Source organism: Actinoallomurus acanthiterrae (assembly GCF_054775715.1).
The window spans coordinates 11,100,288-11,114,650 of the sequence record NZ_BAAHCO010000001.1 but is presented as its reverse complement, the minus strand read 5'-3'; the positions used below and the strand labels follow the sequence as shown (position 1 = coordinate 11,114,650).

15 protein-coding genes are annotated in these 14,363 nt (G+C 72.6%); 7 read left to right on the top strand and 8 right to left on the bottom strand.

Going from position 1 to position 14,363, the window contains the following annotated elements:
• Positions 1-202: 202 nt before the first annotated feature.
• On the bottom strand, positions 203-625 hold the full coding sequence (locus ACYVF7_RS52420; RefSeq protein WP_460354796.1) for a MarR family winged helix-turn-helix transcriptional regulator: 423 nt from the start codon (positions 623-625) through the stop codon (positions 203-205).
• Positions 626-707: 82 nt separating this feature from the next.
• Between ACYVF7_RS52420 and ACYVF7_RS52415 the strand changes: the two genes are divergently transcribed.
• The 3 genes from ACYVF7_RS52415 to ACYVF7_RS52405 all read left to right on the top strand — a co-directional run bounded on the left by ACYVF7_RS52415 (position 708) and on the right by ACYVF7_RS52405 (position 2,894).
• Entirely contained in the window at positions 708-1,346 is a 639-nt protein-coding gene (locus ACYVF7_RS52415) for an MBL fold metallo-hydrolase (protein ID WP_460354793.1), read from the top strand.
• Between the two features lie 152 nt (positions 1,347-1,498).
• Positions 1,499-2,641, top strand: coding sequence for an inorganic phosphate transporter (locus ACYVF7_RS52410; RefSeq protein WP_460354790.1), 1,143 nt, complete (start codon positions 1,499-1,501; stop codon positions 2,639-2,641).
• Between the two features lie 13 nt (positions 2,642-2,654).
• The gene (locus tag ACYVF7_RS52405) at positions 2,655-2,894 is read left to right on the top strand and encodes a hypothetical protein (protein ID WP_460354787.1); all 240 of its coding nucleotides are present in this window, start codon (positions 2,655-2,657) and stop codon (positions 2,892-2,894) included.
• A 344-nt stretch (positions 2,895-3,238) separates the two neighbouring features.
• Here ACYVF7_RS52405 and ACYVF7_RS52400 read toward each other — a convergent pair whose 3' ends face one another.
• Entirely contained in the window at positions 3,239-4,126 is an 888-nt protein-coding gene (locus tag ACYVF7_RS52400) for a LysR family transcriptional regulator (RefSeq protein WP_460354784.1), read from the bottom strand.
• Positions 4,127-4,250: 124 nt separating this feature from the next.
• Here ACYVF7_RS52400 and ACYVF7_RS52395 point away from each other — a divergent pair, with 124 nt between their 5' ends.
• A complete protein-coding gene (locus ACYVF7_RS52395; RefSeq protein ID WP_460354781.1) occupies positions 4,251-4,970 on the top strand; it encodes an SDR family oxidoreductase in 720 nt (239 codons plus the stop codon).
• Here ACYVF7_RS52395 and ACYVF7_RS52390 read toward each other — a convergent pair.
• Genes ACYVF7_RS52390 through ACYVF7_RS52370 form a run of 5 tightly spaced genes read right to left on the bottom strand, consistent with a single transcriptional unit; the run spans position 4,939 to position 8,852 of the window.
• Positions 4,939-5,355, bottom strand: coding sequence for a hypothetical protein (locus ACYVF7_RS52390; protein WP_460354779.1), 417 nt, complete (start codon positions 5,353-5,355; stop codon positions 4,939-4,941). The two genes, ACYVF7_RS52395 and ACYVF7_RS52390, sit on opposite strands and share 32 nt — an antisense overlap.
• Positions 5,352-6,638, bottom strand: coding sequence for a molybdopterin-dependent oxidoreductase (locus tag ACYVF7_RS52385; protein WP_460354777.1), 1,287 nt, complete (start codon positions 6,636-6,638; stop codon positions 5,352-5,354). Before ACYVF7_RS52385 ends, ACYVF7_RS52390 begins: the two co-directional genes overlap by 4 nt.
• On the bottom strand, positions 6,608-7,222 hold the full coding sequence (locus tag ACYVF7_RS52380) for a class I SAM-dependent methyltransferase (RefSeq protein ID WP_460354775.1): 615 nt from the start codon (positions 7,220-7,222) through the stop codon (positions 6,608-6,610). The genes ACYVF7_RS52385 and ACYVF7_RS52380 overlap by 31 nt, the downstream gene beginning before the upstream one ends.
• Positions 7,219-8,121 carry a TIGR04282 family arsenosugar biosynthesis glycosyltransferase gene (locus tag ACYVF7_RS52375; RefSeq protein WP_460354774.1) on the bottom strand — a complete coding sequence of 301 codons (903 nt, stop codon included), beginning with the start codon at positions 8,119-8,121 and terminating at the stop codon, positions 7,219-7,221. The genes ACYVF7_RS52380 and ACYVF7_RS52375 overlap by 4 nt, the downstream gene beginning before the upstream one ends.
• On the bottom strand, positions 8,118-8,852 hold the full coding sequence (locus ACYVF7_RS52370; RefSeq protein ID WP_460354773.1) for a glycosyltransferase family 2 protein: 735 nt from the start codon (positions 8,850-8,852) through the stop codon (positions 8,118-8,120). Before ACYVF7_RS52370 ends, ACYVF7_RS52375 begins: the two co-directional genes overlap by 4 nt.
• A 195-nt stretch (positions 8,853-9,047) precedes the next feature.
• Between ACYVF7_RS52370 and ACYVF7_RS52365 the strand changes: the two genes are divergently transcribed.
• The 3 genes from ACYVF7_RS52365 to ACYVF7_RS52355 are packed head-to-tail and all read left to right on the top strand — an operon-like array spanning position 9,048 to position 12,549.
• A complete protein-coding gene (locus tag ACYVF7_RS52365; RefSeq protein ID WP_460354771.1) occupies positions 9,048-10,733 on the top strand; it encodes a hypothetical protein in 1,686 nt (561 codons plus the stop codon).
• A complete protein-coding gene (locus ACYVF7_RS52360) occupies positions 10,727-11,425 on the top strand; it encodes a response regulator (RefSeq protein ID WP_460354768.1) in 699 nt (232 codons plus the stop codon). The genes ACYVF7_RS52365 and ACYVF7_RS52360 overlap by 7 nt, the downstream gene beginning before the upstream one ends.
• The gene (locus ACYVF7_RS52355) at positions 11,422-12,549 is read left to right on the top strand and encodes a sensor histidine kinase (protein ID WP_460354765.1); all 1,128 of its coding nucleotides are present in this window, start codon (positions 11,422-11,424) and stop codon (positions 12,547-12,549) included. The genes ACYVF7_RS52360 and ACYVF7_RS52355 overlap by 4 nt, the downstream gene beginning before the upstream one ends.
• 136 nt (positions 12,550-12,685) lie before the next feature.
• Here ACYVF7_RS52355 and ACYVF7_RS52350 read toward each other — a convergent pair whose 3' ends face one another.
• Positions 12,686-14,251, bottom strand: coding sequence for a carboxylesterase/lipase family protein (locus ACYVF7_RS52350; RefSeq protein ID WP_460354763.1), 1,566 nt, complete (start codon positions 14,249-14,251; stop codon positions 12,686-12,688).
• Between the last annotated feature and the right edge of the window lie 112 nt (positions 14,252-14,363).

The following is a 14,363-nucleotide window of genomic DNA, read 5'->3' as shown; positions in this document are numbered from 1 at the left end:
GTCCGCTGATCGGCCGCGCGGGACGGTCACCCACAGACCGATCACGCCGCCCGATCGTTCACTGACCGGCCAGGTCGGTACTGACCGCCAGGCATCGATCGTTCGCTGGTCGATCGCACTGGCCGGTCATTCGGCCGCGCCGGTTGATTCTCCGTACGGGCCCGGGACCCACGTCCCGGGCCCGTACGTCGTCCAGGCCCGTTCAGTGGTCCGCGAGCCGACCCAGGAGGGGGACCGCGCGGGCCAGGGCGTGCTGTTCTTCGGGGCTGAGTTCACCGCTGATCGCCTCGGCCAGCCAGTCGGCCCTCCTGGTCCGCTGACTCTGCAGCGCGGCGCGTCCCGCGTCGGTGATGGTGAGCAGATTCTTGCGGCGGTCGTGCGCATGCGGCCCGGAGGAGATCAGGTCGAGGGCGATGAGCTGCCCGACGGTACGCGCCATCGACTGGTGCCGGACGTGCTGCCGGTCGGCCAGTTCGCTCGTGCTCATGGGGCCTTCCCGGTCGAGGTGGCCCAGGACGGCCGCCTGGGCGGCGGGCAGGTCCGTCCGGTCGCGGGCGCGCCGCACCAGCCGTCCGACGACCAGCCGTAGTTCGCGGGCGATCTCGTCGACGTCCACTTCGCTCACACCGGGAATCTACAGCCTTGCTGTATATTCGGCGGAGATATACAGCAAAGCTGTACAAATTCGGAGTGAAGGGACGTCGGACATGAGGCTCACGAAGCTGGGACACGCCTGCATCAGACTGGAGAAGGACGGTACGACGCTGGTGGTGGATCCCGGCGGCCTGACCGGGCCGGGAGCGCTGGAGGGCGCCGACGCGGTGCTCATCACCCACGAGCACTTCGACCACTTCGACGAGGGCGCGCTCCGCGCCGCGCTCGACGCGTCGCCGGGGCTCCGCGTCTGGACCAACGGCGCCACCGCCGCCAAGCTCGAGGGGCTGGGCGGCCGGGTCACGGCCGTCGGTCACGGTGACGCCTTCGACATCGACGGCATCGGCGTGGAGGTGTACGGGGAGTGGCACGCGGTCATCCACCCGGACATCCCTCGCATCGGCAACGTCGGGTTCCTCGTCGACGGGAAGATCTTCCATCCTGGTGATGCCTTTACCGCGCCGGAGCGGGCGGTTGACACCCTCATGGTGCCGATCAGCGGGCCCTGGCAGAAGCCCGCCGAGGCCATCGACTACGTCCGCTCCGTCAAGCCGGCCCGCGCCTTCTCCGTGCACGACGAGATCCTCAGCGAGGTCGGCAAGACGGTCGTGAACGGCCTTCTCGGCGAGAACGGTCCGGGCACCGGCGCCGCGTACGACCGGCTCTCGCCGGGCGATGTCGTCGAGTTCTGACGCGGGCGGCGGGGACGTCTCGGGCGTCCCCGCCGCGATGCGGTGACATTGCCGAGGCCGAACGTGACCGTTGCACTTGGTTCACTCTCTGTTAAGAGCGCCAAAATAGGATTTTGGGGATAAACGCCGTCGCCGCACAGATTGCGGGATCTATGGGCAACTGGTCGTTTCTGGTCGTGGCCGTCGTGATCACGGCCCTGGCGTTCGACTTCACCAACGGCTTCCACGACACCGCGAACGCGATGGCGACGTCCATCGCGACCGGCGCACTGCCTCCCCGCATCGCGGTGGCGATCTCGGGGGCGCTCAACCTGGTCGGCGCGTTCCTGTCCACGGAGGTCGCGAAGACCATCTCCGGCGGGATCGTCAACGACTCCCTCGTCAAACCGTCGATGATCTTCGCGGGCCTGGTCGGCGCCATCGTGTGGAACCTCGTGACCTGGCTGCTCGGCCTGCCGTCGAGCTCATCCCACGCGCTGTTCGGCGGCCTCATCGGCGCGACGTGGGTGGGCGCCGGGGTCAAGGGCGTGCACTTCGACACGGTGATGGAGAAGGTCGTCATCCCGGCGCTCGCCTCGCCGCTGATCGCGGGCGTGGTCGCGATGACGGCCACCTACCTGGCGTACGTGATCACGTCCCGGGGGGACCGGGGCAAGGTCGGCCGAGGGTTCAAGGGCGGGCAGATCGCCTCGGCCTCGCTCGTGTCACTGGCGCACGGGACCAACGACGCGCAGAAGACCATGGGCGTCATCACCCTCACACTGATCTCCGCGGGCATCCTGTCGCACGGCGCCGGCCCGCCGTGGTGGGTCGTCCTGATGGCCGGCCTGGCGATCGCGCTCGGGACGTACATCGGCGGCTGGCGGATCATCCGGACGATGGGCAAGGGGCTCACCGACATCGAGTCGCCGCAGGGCTTCGCGGCCGAGACCTCCGCCACCACGGTCATCCTGGCCTCGTCCCACCTCGGGTTCGCGCTGTCCACGACGCAGGTCTGCTCCGGCGCGATCCTCGGTGCGGGGGTCGGCCGCCGGCTCGCGGAGGTGCGCTGGAGCGTCGCGGGCCGGATGGTGCTGGCATGGGTGTTCACGCTGCCCGCCGCGGCGGCGGTCGGCGGGGTCGCCGCGGCAGTGGCCGAGCAGGGCACCGTGGGGATCTCCGTGGTCTTCCTCGCGGCGGTCGCCGTGGCGGTCGCGATCTACGTGATCTCGCGGCGGAACCCGGTGCACGCCGGCAACGTGAACGAGCAGCGGTCGACGACGGTCCTGCCGCCTCCGCAGGCCTCCGCCGCCTGAGAGGGAGTACACGATGAACATCAAGTGGAACGCCCTCGGCGAGGTGGCCGCGGTCTCCTTCGCCGTCGGGGTGGCGATCGTAGTGATCTTCGCGGTCGGCATCCTCGCGTGGACGGCACGTTCGCCTGAGGGTGCCCACCACGGCCAGGGCGGCAACACGACGCTGGCGACAGCGGCGGCGGGACTGTGCTTCCTCGCCTGCGCGGTGATCGTCGGCTACGGCATCTATCTGATCGTCCCGCAGTTCCACTGATCTCGTCTCGCAGTGGGGCGGTGGCCCGGTCAGGGTCGATGCCGCCCCGCAGGCGGGCGGTCCGGGCGCGGGCCGGCGCCGCCTACACGCGCTCACCTACCTGGCCGAGCAGACCGACGCGGACGTCGTGAGCTTCGACGGCGGGTTCGGCAGGTGACCGGGCCGGAGGCCGGTTGCGGGGCAGTGCCCGGGTCGACTGCGGAGTGGATCATGCGGTGCACGCCGGCGCGCTGCTCCGGCGACGGGGCGGCGTCGCCTTACTCCGGCGACGAAGCGGCACTGCCTCGCGGCTGCGGTGACGGGGCGGCTTCGCCTTGCGGCTCCGATGATGGGGCGGCTTCGCCTTACGCCGGCGGCGAGGCGGCGTCGCCCTGCGCGTCCGCGGCGATGGCGGCGAACTCGGCGATCAGCGGGGTTCGACGGGCGCTGTCCCAGGCCAGGCAGACCTGGTTCGGCGGGATGTCGGCGATCGGAACGTACGTGACGTCCGGCCGGGTGTAGAAGGTCACCACCGACAGCGGCAGGACGACGATGCCGTGCCCCGCGGCCACGTGTTCGAGCTTCTCCTCCACGGCGTGGAACGTCGGCTCCGGGCGCCGCCCGCCCGGACGCCGGAGCTCGGTGGCGAGGTCGCGCCACTCGGGAACGGCGTCGGGGTCCTGGAGGAGGTGTTCGTCGGCGAGGTCGGCGATGCCGATGACGTCCTTGCCCGCGAGGCGGTGGTCGGCGGGCAGTACGGCGACGCGCGGCTCGGTGAGCAACGGCCGGATGCGCAGCCCGCGCTGGTCGACCGGCAGGCGCACGTACCCGATGTCGACCCGGCCGTCGCGGATGACCTCGATCTGGTCGTCCCAGGTCGTACGCACGACCTCCACGGCCAGCCCGGGGTGGCGCTCGCGCAGTGCCCGGACCGCCGGAGTGACGATCAGCCCGGGCATGAACCCGACGACGAAGGCGTCGGCGCCGCGGGCGGCGCGCGCGACGCGGCGGCGCAGCGCCTCCGCCGAGGCCAGCAGGGGACGGGCGTCCGCGAGCAGTTGCTCGCCCGCGGGGGTGAGCTCGGTGGCCCGCTTGCTGCGCACGAACAGCTGGGCCTTCAGCTCCTCCTCGAGCGCCCTGATCTGGCGGGACAGTACGGGCTGCGCGATGTGGAGGGCCTCGGCCGCCCGCCCGAAGTGCAGCCGTTCGGCCACCGCGACGAAGTAACGCAGCTTCCGTAGGTCGACGTCCACCAGCGCCTCCTCGGCTACCTGATACCTCGAGGGTATTACAGACGCGGCAGGAGGTCTTGGACGCCGGCGGCGGTACGGCGACATCGTGGAGGGGTCGGCAATCCCGTCTGCGAAGGACCGCATCATGGATCTGCAGGGTCAACGCGTCGTCGTACTCGGCGGCACTTCGGGCATCGGACTGGCCACCGCGGAGGCGGCCTCCCGGCAGGGCGCCGTGGTCACCGTCGCCTCCAGCAGGCAGAGCAGCGTCGATCGCGCGCTCACCCGGCTGCCGGACGGCTCCGACGGCCGCGTCGTCGACCTCGCCGACACGCGGGCGGTGGCCGCGCTGTTCGACGAGCTCGGCGAGTTCGACCACCTGGTGTACAGCGCCGGCGAGCCACTGACGCTGATGCCGCTGGACACGCTCGACCTGGACGCGGCCCGGAACTTCTTCACACTGCGCTACTTCGGCGCCCTGGCGGCGGTCCGCGCCGCGGTGCCGCACCTGCGCAAGGACGGTTCGATCACTCTCACCACCGGCGTGGCGAAGGACCGGCCGGGCCCTGGTTGGGCGGTCGCGGCGAGCATCTGCGGCGCCATGGAATCGCTGACCAAGGCCCTGGCCGTCGAGCTGGCACCGATCAGGGTGAACGCCGTGTCACCCGGCGTCGTACGGTCCCCGCTGTGGTCCGGGATGGGCGAGGCGGACCGCGAGCGGATGTACGCCGAGGTCGGCGGCGCGATTCCGGCCGGGCGGGTCGGCGAGGTCGAGGACATCGCGCGGGCGTACGTGTTCCTCATGACGGAGCCGTTCGGCACCGGAACCGTCCTCACCGTGGACGGCGGGAGCGTCCTCGCCTGAGCCGGACCACCGTGACGACGGCGCCCGCCAGGCCGATCACGCCCACGACGACCGCCAGGTGGACGCCGTACGCCTGGGGCAGCCGCGACGGATTACCGGCCTGGCGGCCGAGTCCGAGGACCATCGGCAGCGCCACGGCCGAGACCGAGCCCGCGAGGACCAGCGAGACCCGGACGGGCCCGCGGTACGGCTCAGGGATCCGTCCCGTCAGCGCCGCAGTCGCCAGCAGTATCGGGGCCAGCAGCAGGTCGTGGGCGAGGGCCGAGGCCACGAACCAGACGAGCCAGCCCACCGGGTGGGTGTCGGCGGCGTCGGCGAGCAGCCCGACGCCGCCGACGCCGATCAGCGCCGCGCCGAGGCCGTAGACGACGAGACGGCCCTTCATGACCGGCTCACCACCAGCCGGGCGATCCACTTGGTCTGCAGCACGCCGGGACGGTCGGGCGCGATCAGGCGGCACGGGTACCCGTGATCGAGCGACAGCGGCTCGCCGTTCAGATCCAGGGCGAGGAGCGTGAGCTCGTCGTGCCAGTGCGGAGGATCCACCTCCGAAGTCCGATATCGCCCCCGCGCCTCCAGCGACTCCACCCGTACGTGGGCGTCCGCGCCGACGCCCGCCGCGTGGAGGACGTCACGGAGCCGGACGCCCGCCCAGGTCGCCTCCGCGCTCCAGCCCTCGACACAGGCGATCGGCAGCCGTACGACGTGGCGGGGCATGGCCCGCAGATCGGCGAGGGAGAGGGACAGCTCGCGCGCCACGTCACCGGTGACGGCGAGCCGCCAGGCCGGATCCCGGGTGACGCCGGCGGCCGCCGCGGTCTTGTTCACCGGCAGACGTTGCGGTCCCACCCCCGGCCGGCGCGGTGCCAGCAACGCCAGCCCGCCGAGCGGCGTGAACGTCTCCCCGACGGTCACCAGCCCGACCAGGCCGCACGCCCCCGCCACGGTGGCGAGAACGCCCCGGCGGGACGGCCCCACCGGACGGGCGGCCGGCCCCTTGGTGCCCCACAGGCCCCGCACCTTGGCCCACTGGTTCGCGACGTGGATGAGGAGCGCACCGTAGACGATGTACGCCGTCCAGTAGTGCGCCGCAGGGAAGAAGAACGGGAACGGATAGAAGTACGCGATGTTGAACAGCCCGGTCACCAGCTGGAACAACGCACCGGCGACCAACGGGAGGACCAGCGCCCGTTCGATCGCGTGCCCGGCCGAACGCACCGGCGGCCACTGCCACAGCTTCGGATAGACCGTCCACAGCTTGGCGAGCAGCAGCGGGATCGTGGCCAGGCCGCCGATCACGTGCAGTCCCTGAGTGAGCCGGTAAAGACCGACCGGCCGGGACGGCCAGACCGCCCAACCCGGCGGATGCTGCATAAAGTGACTGATCAGGCCGGTAACGAACGCCACGGTGAAGCTCACGCCGAGCCCGATACCGAGCCACGCGGCGGTACGCTCATCGCCCGCCCGGCCCCCGAACCGCCGGAACGCCCCGAACAGACGGGAAGCCCCGAGCTGACGGAACGCGGCGAACTGGCGGGACGCGGCGACCCGGCGGGACGCGGCGAACCGGCGGAACGTGCCGAACTGACGGGACGCGGCGGACCGGCGGAAGGCGCCAAACCGGCGGGACGCGGCGATCAGCCGGTCGGGGCGAGGTCCGCGAACCATCGCTCAGCCTCCGTCCAGACCTCGGCGACGCGTAGCCCGGCCTGCTCCGCGTACCCGCCGATCGCGTCCCGGCCGACGTGCGCCCAGCGGAACCAGCCGCTCGCCCGCCGCCCGTCGCGCAGCCGTATCCACTCGGTGCGCGTCACCGAATGCAGCTCGACGACGGCCCGGCCGCCCCGGTGCAGGAGCGCCTCGACACGGTGCAGCAGCACCACCGGGTCGCCTCCGATGCCGATGTTGCCGTCGGCCAGCAGCACCGTCTCCCAGCGACCGGTGCCCGGGAGGTGGTCGAACACGTCGCGGACCAGCGCCAGCCCGCCCGCCGCGCGCGTCATCTCCACGGCGTACGGAGTGACGTCGATGCCGAGCGCCGGCAGGCCGCGCTCGGCGAGTGCGACGGTGAGCCGCCCGGGGCCGGACCCCACGTCGAGCGTCGGCCCGGCGCAGCGGTCCAGCAGCGCGTCATCGCCCGGCCGTCCACCGCACCACTGGTCCACCGGCAGGCGTTCCCGCCGCCCGCCGACGTGCTCGATCTCCACTGCCCCGAACCCTGCGAGCGAGCCCTCGTACAACCCGCCGATCACCGCGCTGCCTCCTCCATCGAACGACTCGACGGGGCCGCGGGCCTCACGGAAGCCGGGAACCGCCCACCCATCCGACCGCCCGTACGGTCGGCGCGAGCCGGGCTGTCTTCGTTCGGGCGGTCGTTCGGGAGGCTCGCGGGCGCCTGGGTGTCGCCTCGTTCTTCCCCGTCCGCTCGGCCGGGGCGACGCTTGTCCGGCTGGTCGTTCCGGTCGGGAGGAGGGGTGCACGGCAGGCCGCGCCCCGGGCTCGGTACGGCCAGGGCGGCAAGTGTGGCCGCGAAGCGTGTTCCGGGGGCCTGCGCCGCCACTCGTACGGCGTCGGCGGCGGTGTCGACGTCGGTCAGCGTGTCGAGCGTGGTGACGCGCATGCCGCGCAGCCGAGCGCGCTGGTGCGCCCCCGTGTCCGGGCGGGACATCGGCACGCCGAGGAACAGCCGGGGATCGGGCTCGCGCAAACCGATCAGCCAGAAGCCGCCGTCGGCGGCCGGTCCGAAGACCGCGTCCCCGTCGTCCAGACACCGTGCCGCCCGGGTGAGCGCGGCGGGAGTGACCTGGGGCGTGTCCATGCCGACCAGGACCGCGGCGCCGCCGGCGTCGGTGAAGGCGTTCGCGAGCCTCTCATCCAGGCCACCGCCCCGCTGTGGGATCACCTCGAACCCCTCCGGCAGCCATGGCCCCGGACGCCCGGCGAGGACCAGCACGCGCCGCGCCGCCGGGGTCGCGGCGACGGCGGCGAGAGTGTCGGCCAGCGCGGCCTCCGCGAGCGAGGCCGCCTGTTCGGGCGTGTACGGGGGTGTGAGCCGCGTCTTGACCCGGCCGGGCACCGGTTCCTTGGCGATGACCAGCAGCGTCGTCGAGCTACCTGCGGCCAGGTCGTCTTCCGCCTCAAGGGCCGTCATACCGTCTCCAGCACGCGTCGCATGTCCTGGATCGCCCTCAGCGTTCCCCGTACGGTGCCGGTGACCTTGGAACGGCCGGTCCGCGGGTGGTAGGCGACGTCCGTCTCGACGATGCGCCACCCTGCGGCGCGGGCCCGCAGCACCATCTCCAGCGGGTATCCGGACCGCCGGTCGGTCAGCTCCAGGTCCAGCAGGCGCGCCCGCCGCGCCGCCCGCATCGGTCCGAGGTCGCGCAGACCGGCGCGGCGCGCGACGACGGCGTTGCCGAGCCGGGCATGCGGCGGCCAGGCGCGGAGCGAAACCGGACGCCGCCGGCCGAGCGCGAGATCGGCCCCGGACGCGCGGTCCGGAGCGCTCGCCCTCATGGTGGCCCGATCCCACGGCCCGCGGTCGAGAGCATCCCTGCTCGCGGCGGTGCCGTCGGGTGGCTGGTTGTCGCTACCGGTGAGGAGGCCGACGACCTTGGGCAGGTCGGCGGGGTCGAGGGACGCGTCCGCGTCCATGAAGCAGACGATCTCGGCGCTCGCGGCCAGCAGCCCGGCGTGGCAGGCGGCGCCGAACCCACGACGTTGCTCGGGGACGACCAGCGCACCGTGCTCCGCGGCGATCTCGGCCGAGCCGTCGGTGGACCCGTTGTCGACCACGATCGGGCGATAACCGCAGGGCATCCTCGTCAGCACCCACGGCAGTGCGGCTGCCTCGTCGAGGCAGGGCAGTACGACGTCGATCATGTCGGCGACGCTACGCCCGGACCTCGCTGATCGACCCTTACGGAGTGATGACGGGGATCCGTCGCAGGTCCGCCCGTGATCAACCTCGGCGTCCCGGTGTGTCAGGTGGACGCCGAACCGAATCATCCGTGGCCAACCCTTACAGAGTGATGACGTGTACGGCGCATCCCCACTGGTCAGCCCTACTGTGAAGATGTGATCAGCTTCAGCGGGCCGGTGACGTCACCCGGCGGCGAAGAGCGTTCCGCCGACCCCTTCGGTCCCTCGGGCGAGCCGGGCCGGGCGGCCGGACGGTTCACCGGCCGCACGGTCGTGTACCGCCGCGCGGCGCTCGCGGTCTGGGGCGCGATCATCGTGGTCGGGTTCGGGGTCGGCGCGATCCTCCGGAGCACCGGGCATCTCCCGGTGGACCGGTTCCCGCCGTTGCACGCGGACCGCCGGCTGCTGATCGGCCCGCTGCTGCCCGCGGTGGTCGTGGGGCTGGTCACGGTCGCGGTCCTGCCGGTGGCGGCCCGGCGGCTGCCGTGGGGGACCGTGCTCCTGACGGCGTGGCTCGGATCGGCGCTGTGGGCCGTCGCCCTCCAACTGCCCGACGGCCTCGCCCACCCGCTGACCGCCCCGACCGAGTACCTCGCGGGCCTGCACACCATCGGCGACGATCCGCTGCGCTGGCTCCGCGGGTTCGCGGCGGCGATGCAGGCGTACCCGACGCACGTGAAGGGCCATCCGCCGCTGCCGACCCTGATCCTCTGGGCGCTCCAGCGGGCGGGGCTGCGCGACGCGGGCTGGGCGGCGGCCTTGGTGATCACCGTCGGAAGCTCCGCCTCTGTCGCGATCGCGGTCACCGTACGGAGGCTGGCCGACGCCGACGCGGCCCGCCGGGCGGTGCCGTTCGTCGTCCTCGCGCCCACCGCCCTCTGGGTCGCCACCAGCATGGACGCCTTCTTCCTCGGCGTCGCAGCCTGGGCGGTGGCCCTGGCCACAGTTGCCACCACGCGGCCCACTCCGGACGGATTCGAACCCGTGGCCACCACACACGACGAACCGGCACCCGCGCGTTCAGCGTCTGGGGCCTCCGTGTCCGGGCATTCCATGTCCGGGGACTCCGGGTCCGCGCGATCCGCGCCCGGGCAATCCGTGCCCGCGCGTTCAGCGTCCGGGGACTCCGCGTCCCGAGGATTTCCACAGCTCTGGTCTACGCCGGGGGACCGTGGGCCGGGCGCGCGGGGATGGGTGGCGCTCGGGTGTGCGTTCGCGGGTGGGCTGTTGCTCGGTTCCCTGCCGTACCTGAGCTACGGGCTGCTGCCGATGTTCGCGCTGCCGCTCGCCGTCCTCGTCCTGACGCGGCCGCCCCGAGTGGTTCTCGGCGCGCTGGTCGCGGGGTGCGTGGTCGTGCCCGCCGCGTTCACGCTCGCCGGGTTCTCGTGGTTCGCGGGCGTCGCCGGGACGCATATGGCCTGGGCGGCGGGCGGTGGAGCGCGCGCCCGGCCGTACGCCTACTTCCTCGTCGGTGACCTGTCCGTGCTGGCGCTGCTGATCGGTCCCGCGACCGCCATGGCCCTGCCCACCGTGCTCGGACACGCGGTCGCCCTCGCCAGGAGCCGGTGGCGTGGGGCGGGTCGCGGGCCTGTTGCCGCCGAGAGGTCCGGCGTTCCCGTGTGGACGGGACGGCTGGGGTGGCCGGTCGCCGCCGCGTTCGTCGGGATGGTCGCCCTCGACCTGTCCGGGGTCACGCGTGGCGAGGTGGAGCGGATCTGGATCCCGTACGCCGCGTGGATGACGATCGCGCCCGCCGTCGCCCGCCCACCGGCCCGTACGCTGCTCCTCGTGCAGGTGGCCACCGCCCTCGTGATCCAGGCCCTGGCGAGGTCGCCATGGTGAGATCCGAGACCGGCCGCGTCCTCGTGGTCGACGACGATCCGACCGTCGCCGACGTCGTCTCCCGCTACCTCGTACGCGACGGGCACGAGGTCGTCTGCGTCGCCGACGGGCACGCCGCGCTGCGCGCCGCCGAGGAACAGCCTCCGGACCTGGTCGTCCTGGACCTCATGCTGCCCGGCATCGACGGCCTGGAGGTGTGTCGGCGGCTCCGTGAGCGCTGGCCGGTGCCGATCGTCATGCTGACCGCGCTGGGTGAGGAGACCGATCGTCTCGTCGGCCTGGAGACGGGCGCGGACGACTATGTCACCAAGCCGTTCAGCCCGCGTGAGCTGGCCCTGCGCGTGCAGTCCGTCCTGCGCAGGGCGCGCGGCGCACTCGCGCCGACCGGTGAGACGATCACCGACGGCGACCTGACCGTGGACGCCGCCGCCCATGAGGTACGGCTCGGCGGGGAGGAGATCTCCCTCACCGCCCGCGAGTTCGACCTGCTGGCGTTCCTGATGCGCCATCCGCGGCAGGCGTTCACCCGCATGGACCTGCTCCAGAAGGTCTGGGGCTGGGAGTTCGGCGACTCGTCGACGGTCACCGTCCACGTCCGCCGTCTGAGAGAGAAGATCGAAGAAGACCCCACCGCGCCCCGGCGGATCCTCACCGTCTGGGGTGTCGGCTACCGATACGAGCCGCTCACATGATTCCTTTCACCGCGTTCGCCGAGGTGGTGGCGTACGCCGCCGGAGCCGCGCTGCTCGTCGGCGCCGCCGGCGTCTCGGCGCTGTACGCCCTGCGCGGGCGCTCCATCGTCACCTTGGTGGCAGTCGTCTCGGCAGCCACCGTCCTGGCCACGGTCGCCGGCATCGTGGCGATCACGCTGAAGATGCTGATCAGCGACCATGACCGCTCCGTCACGCTGACCGTCACCGTGATCGGCGGGCTCGTCGGGCTCGGGGTGTCCCTGCTGCTCGGCCACCGGCTGATCGGCGGCACGCGTTCGCTGCTGGTGTCCGTGCGGCGGGCGGGGGAGAGCGGACGGTTCCGCCCGCCGGAGCGACGGCTGCCCGCCGAACTCGCCGAGCTCGGCACCGAACTGTCCACCGCCTACGAGAACCTCGACGCCGCCCGTGCCCGCGAACGCGCCTTGGAGAGCAGCCGCCGCGAACTCGTCGCCTGGGTGAGCCACGACTTGCGTACGCCGCTGGCCGGGCTGCGGGCCATGGCGGAGGCCCTCGAGGACGAGGTGGTGGCCGACAGGGCGACGGTGCGCCAGTACCACGCGCAGATCCGGGCGGAGACCGACCGGCTCACCGCGATGGTGGACGACCTGTTCGAACTGTCGCGGATCCACGCCGGGGCGCTGCGTCTCTCGCGGCAGCGGGTCGGCCTCGGCGACCTGGTGTCGGAGACGGTCGCCGGGACGGAGCCGCTGGCCCGGGCCAAGGGCGTCCGGCTGCGCGGACAGGCGCAGGGCGCCCTGCCCGTGGAGGTGGACGCCGCCGAGCTCGGCCGGGCGCTGCGCAACCTGGTGGTGAACGCGATCCGGCACACGCCGGAGGACGGCGGCGTGGAGATCGTGGCGGGCGCGGAGGAGGGCATGGCGTACGTCGCGGTGTCCGACGCCTGCGGCGGGATCCCGGACGAGGACCTGCCGCGCCTGTTCGACGTCGCCTTCCGAGGCGAGGCCGCCCGTACGCCGGGCGGCGGGGCCGGCCTCGGCCTGGCCATCGCCCGCGGCATCGTCGAGGCCCACGCCGGCCAGATCGGCGTCTCGAACGCGGGCCCCGGCTGCCGCTTCATCGTCCGCCTCCCTCTCGGCGTCTGATTCGCGGGCCGGGTGCCACTTCGTCGTCGGCCTCGCGCTGGGCGTTTGATCGCCGGGGCCGACCTGAGACAGAGCACCGACTGCGGCCCTTCCCGCTCCGCACGCTCCGCTGTCCGGGCCCGCCCGGGGTCTCCGCTCAGCGGTGTGATCTCCAGAACCCGCATTGATGCTCGGCCGACAGGTCCACCGGGGCGATGTGGTCCGCGCGGAAGGACAGTACGGTCCCCCGTCCGTACTCCGACCACTGAGGACCAGGGGCGCCGGTCCGGGCGAATCGGGTCCAGAAGCCGATCAGCCGGTCCGCGAGGATCCGCCGGTCGCCCGTGAGCGGCGGGGGATTCGAGCCCTGGTAGGCGCCGTCGAGGAGGTAGGGCAGATCGGAGCCGTGGGACGCTCCGAACGGGAAGTCCCCGATCGCGTAGTCGGTGGGTTCGGCGAACTCATAGGCGAACACCGGTGACCGCCGGGCCGCGGCGTCGTCTGTGGCAGCCTGCGAACAGGCGCCGAGCATGCGGCCGTCGTCGGTGAGAAGCGTCGCGAGCGCCAGACTCGGCGTGGCGTAACGGTCGAGCGGGTACGCGGCGAGGATCGCGCGGACCTTTCCCGGTCCGTACAGCGCGCGGACGGTGTCCGGGTACTCCTGCGCCGTGAGCGGGTGCCCGGCGGCGTCGTACCTCGCGGCGACGAACGCTCGCATCTCGTCCCGGGTGCCGCCCAGCATCAGCGGGACATGCGCGGCGCGGCCGAGGCGTATCGCCGCCGCAGGCTGAAGCGGTAGCACCGGGGTGCCGGTGACCGGGAGCCACGGCAGCTCCGCGATCCGGCGGTGGACCGTGAAGACCCGATCGTCGCCGAGGCCGGTGAGCTCTTGGAACGGCTTGGCGCGGAGGCACGCGGCGGCGGTCTGTGGATTCCGGCAGCCGAGGTTCGCGGCCGTCCGCAGACCACGCCGCCGGGCCACCGCACGGGTGAGCAGCCTGTTGTCGCAGGGGCCGCTCTCCACGATCGCCTTGGCGAACAGGCCCCGAGCCCCCGGCGCGGCGAGCTGCGCGCAGGTGCCGAACGCACCGGCGGACTGGCCCCACAGCGTCACGTTGCCCGGATCGCCGCCGAACGCCGCGATGTTCCGCCGGACCCATCGAAGCGCGGCCTGTTGATCGGCGAGCCCGAAGTCGCCGGCGTACGGATCGTCCAACGCGGGATGGTCGAGGAAGCCGAGTGCCCCCAGCCGGTAGTTGAACGTCACGGCGATGACCGATCCCCGGGTGACGAGGCGGGTCGGATCGTACAACCCGCCTGAGCCGCCCGTGAACCCGCCACCGTGGACGAAGACCATCACCGGGAGCCTGCCGGATCGCCGGCGGGGCGTCTCCACGTTCAGGAAGAGGCAGTCCTCGCTGCCGATGACCTTCGCGGGCCGACCGGATGACGATGGACACGGCGAGCCGGGTCTGGTCGCGTCTCGTACGCCGGTCCAGGCGGGGGCGGGACGGGGCGCTCGCCAGCGAAGCGGACCGACCGGCGGGGCGGCGTAGGGAATCCCCTGATAGCTGCGGTGATCGGCGTTGATGGTGCCACGGATCAGACCATCGGAAACGCGGACAGCCGCCTCATCCGCACTCGACGAACCGGCCGGTACGGCCGTGAGCGCTCCGGCGGTCAGAACGGCACCGCACAGGACGCGGAAGATGGATCTTTGCATGGGGAGACGCTCGCCGGTCCAGTCCCACAGGCGCGTCGTACGCGGGGCGTATTCCGGTCTACCTCTCGCGGGGGGTGATGGACCGTCGGGCCCGGCCGCGTGCCGGCGTGAA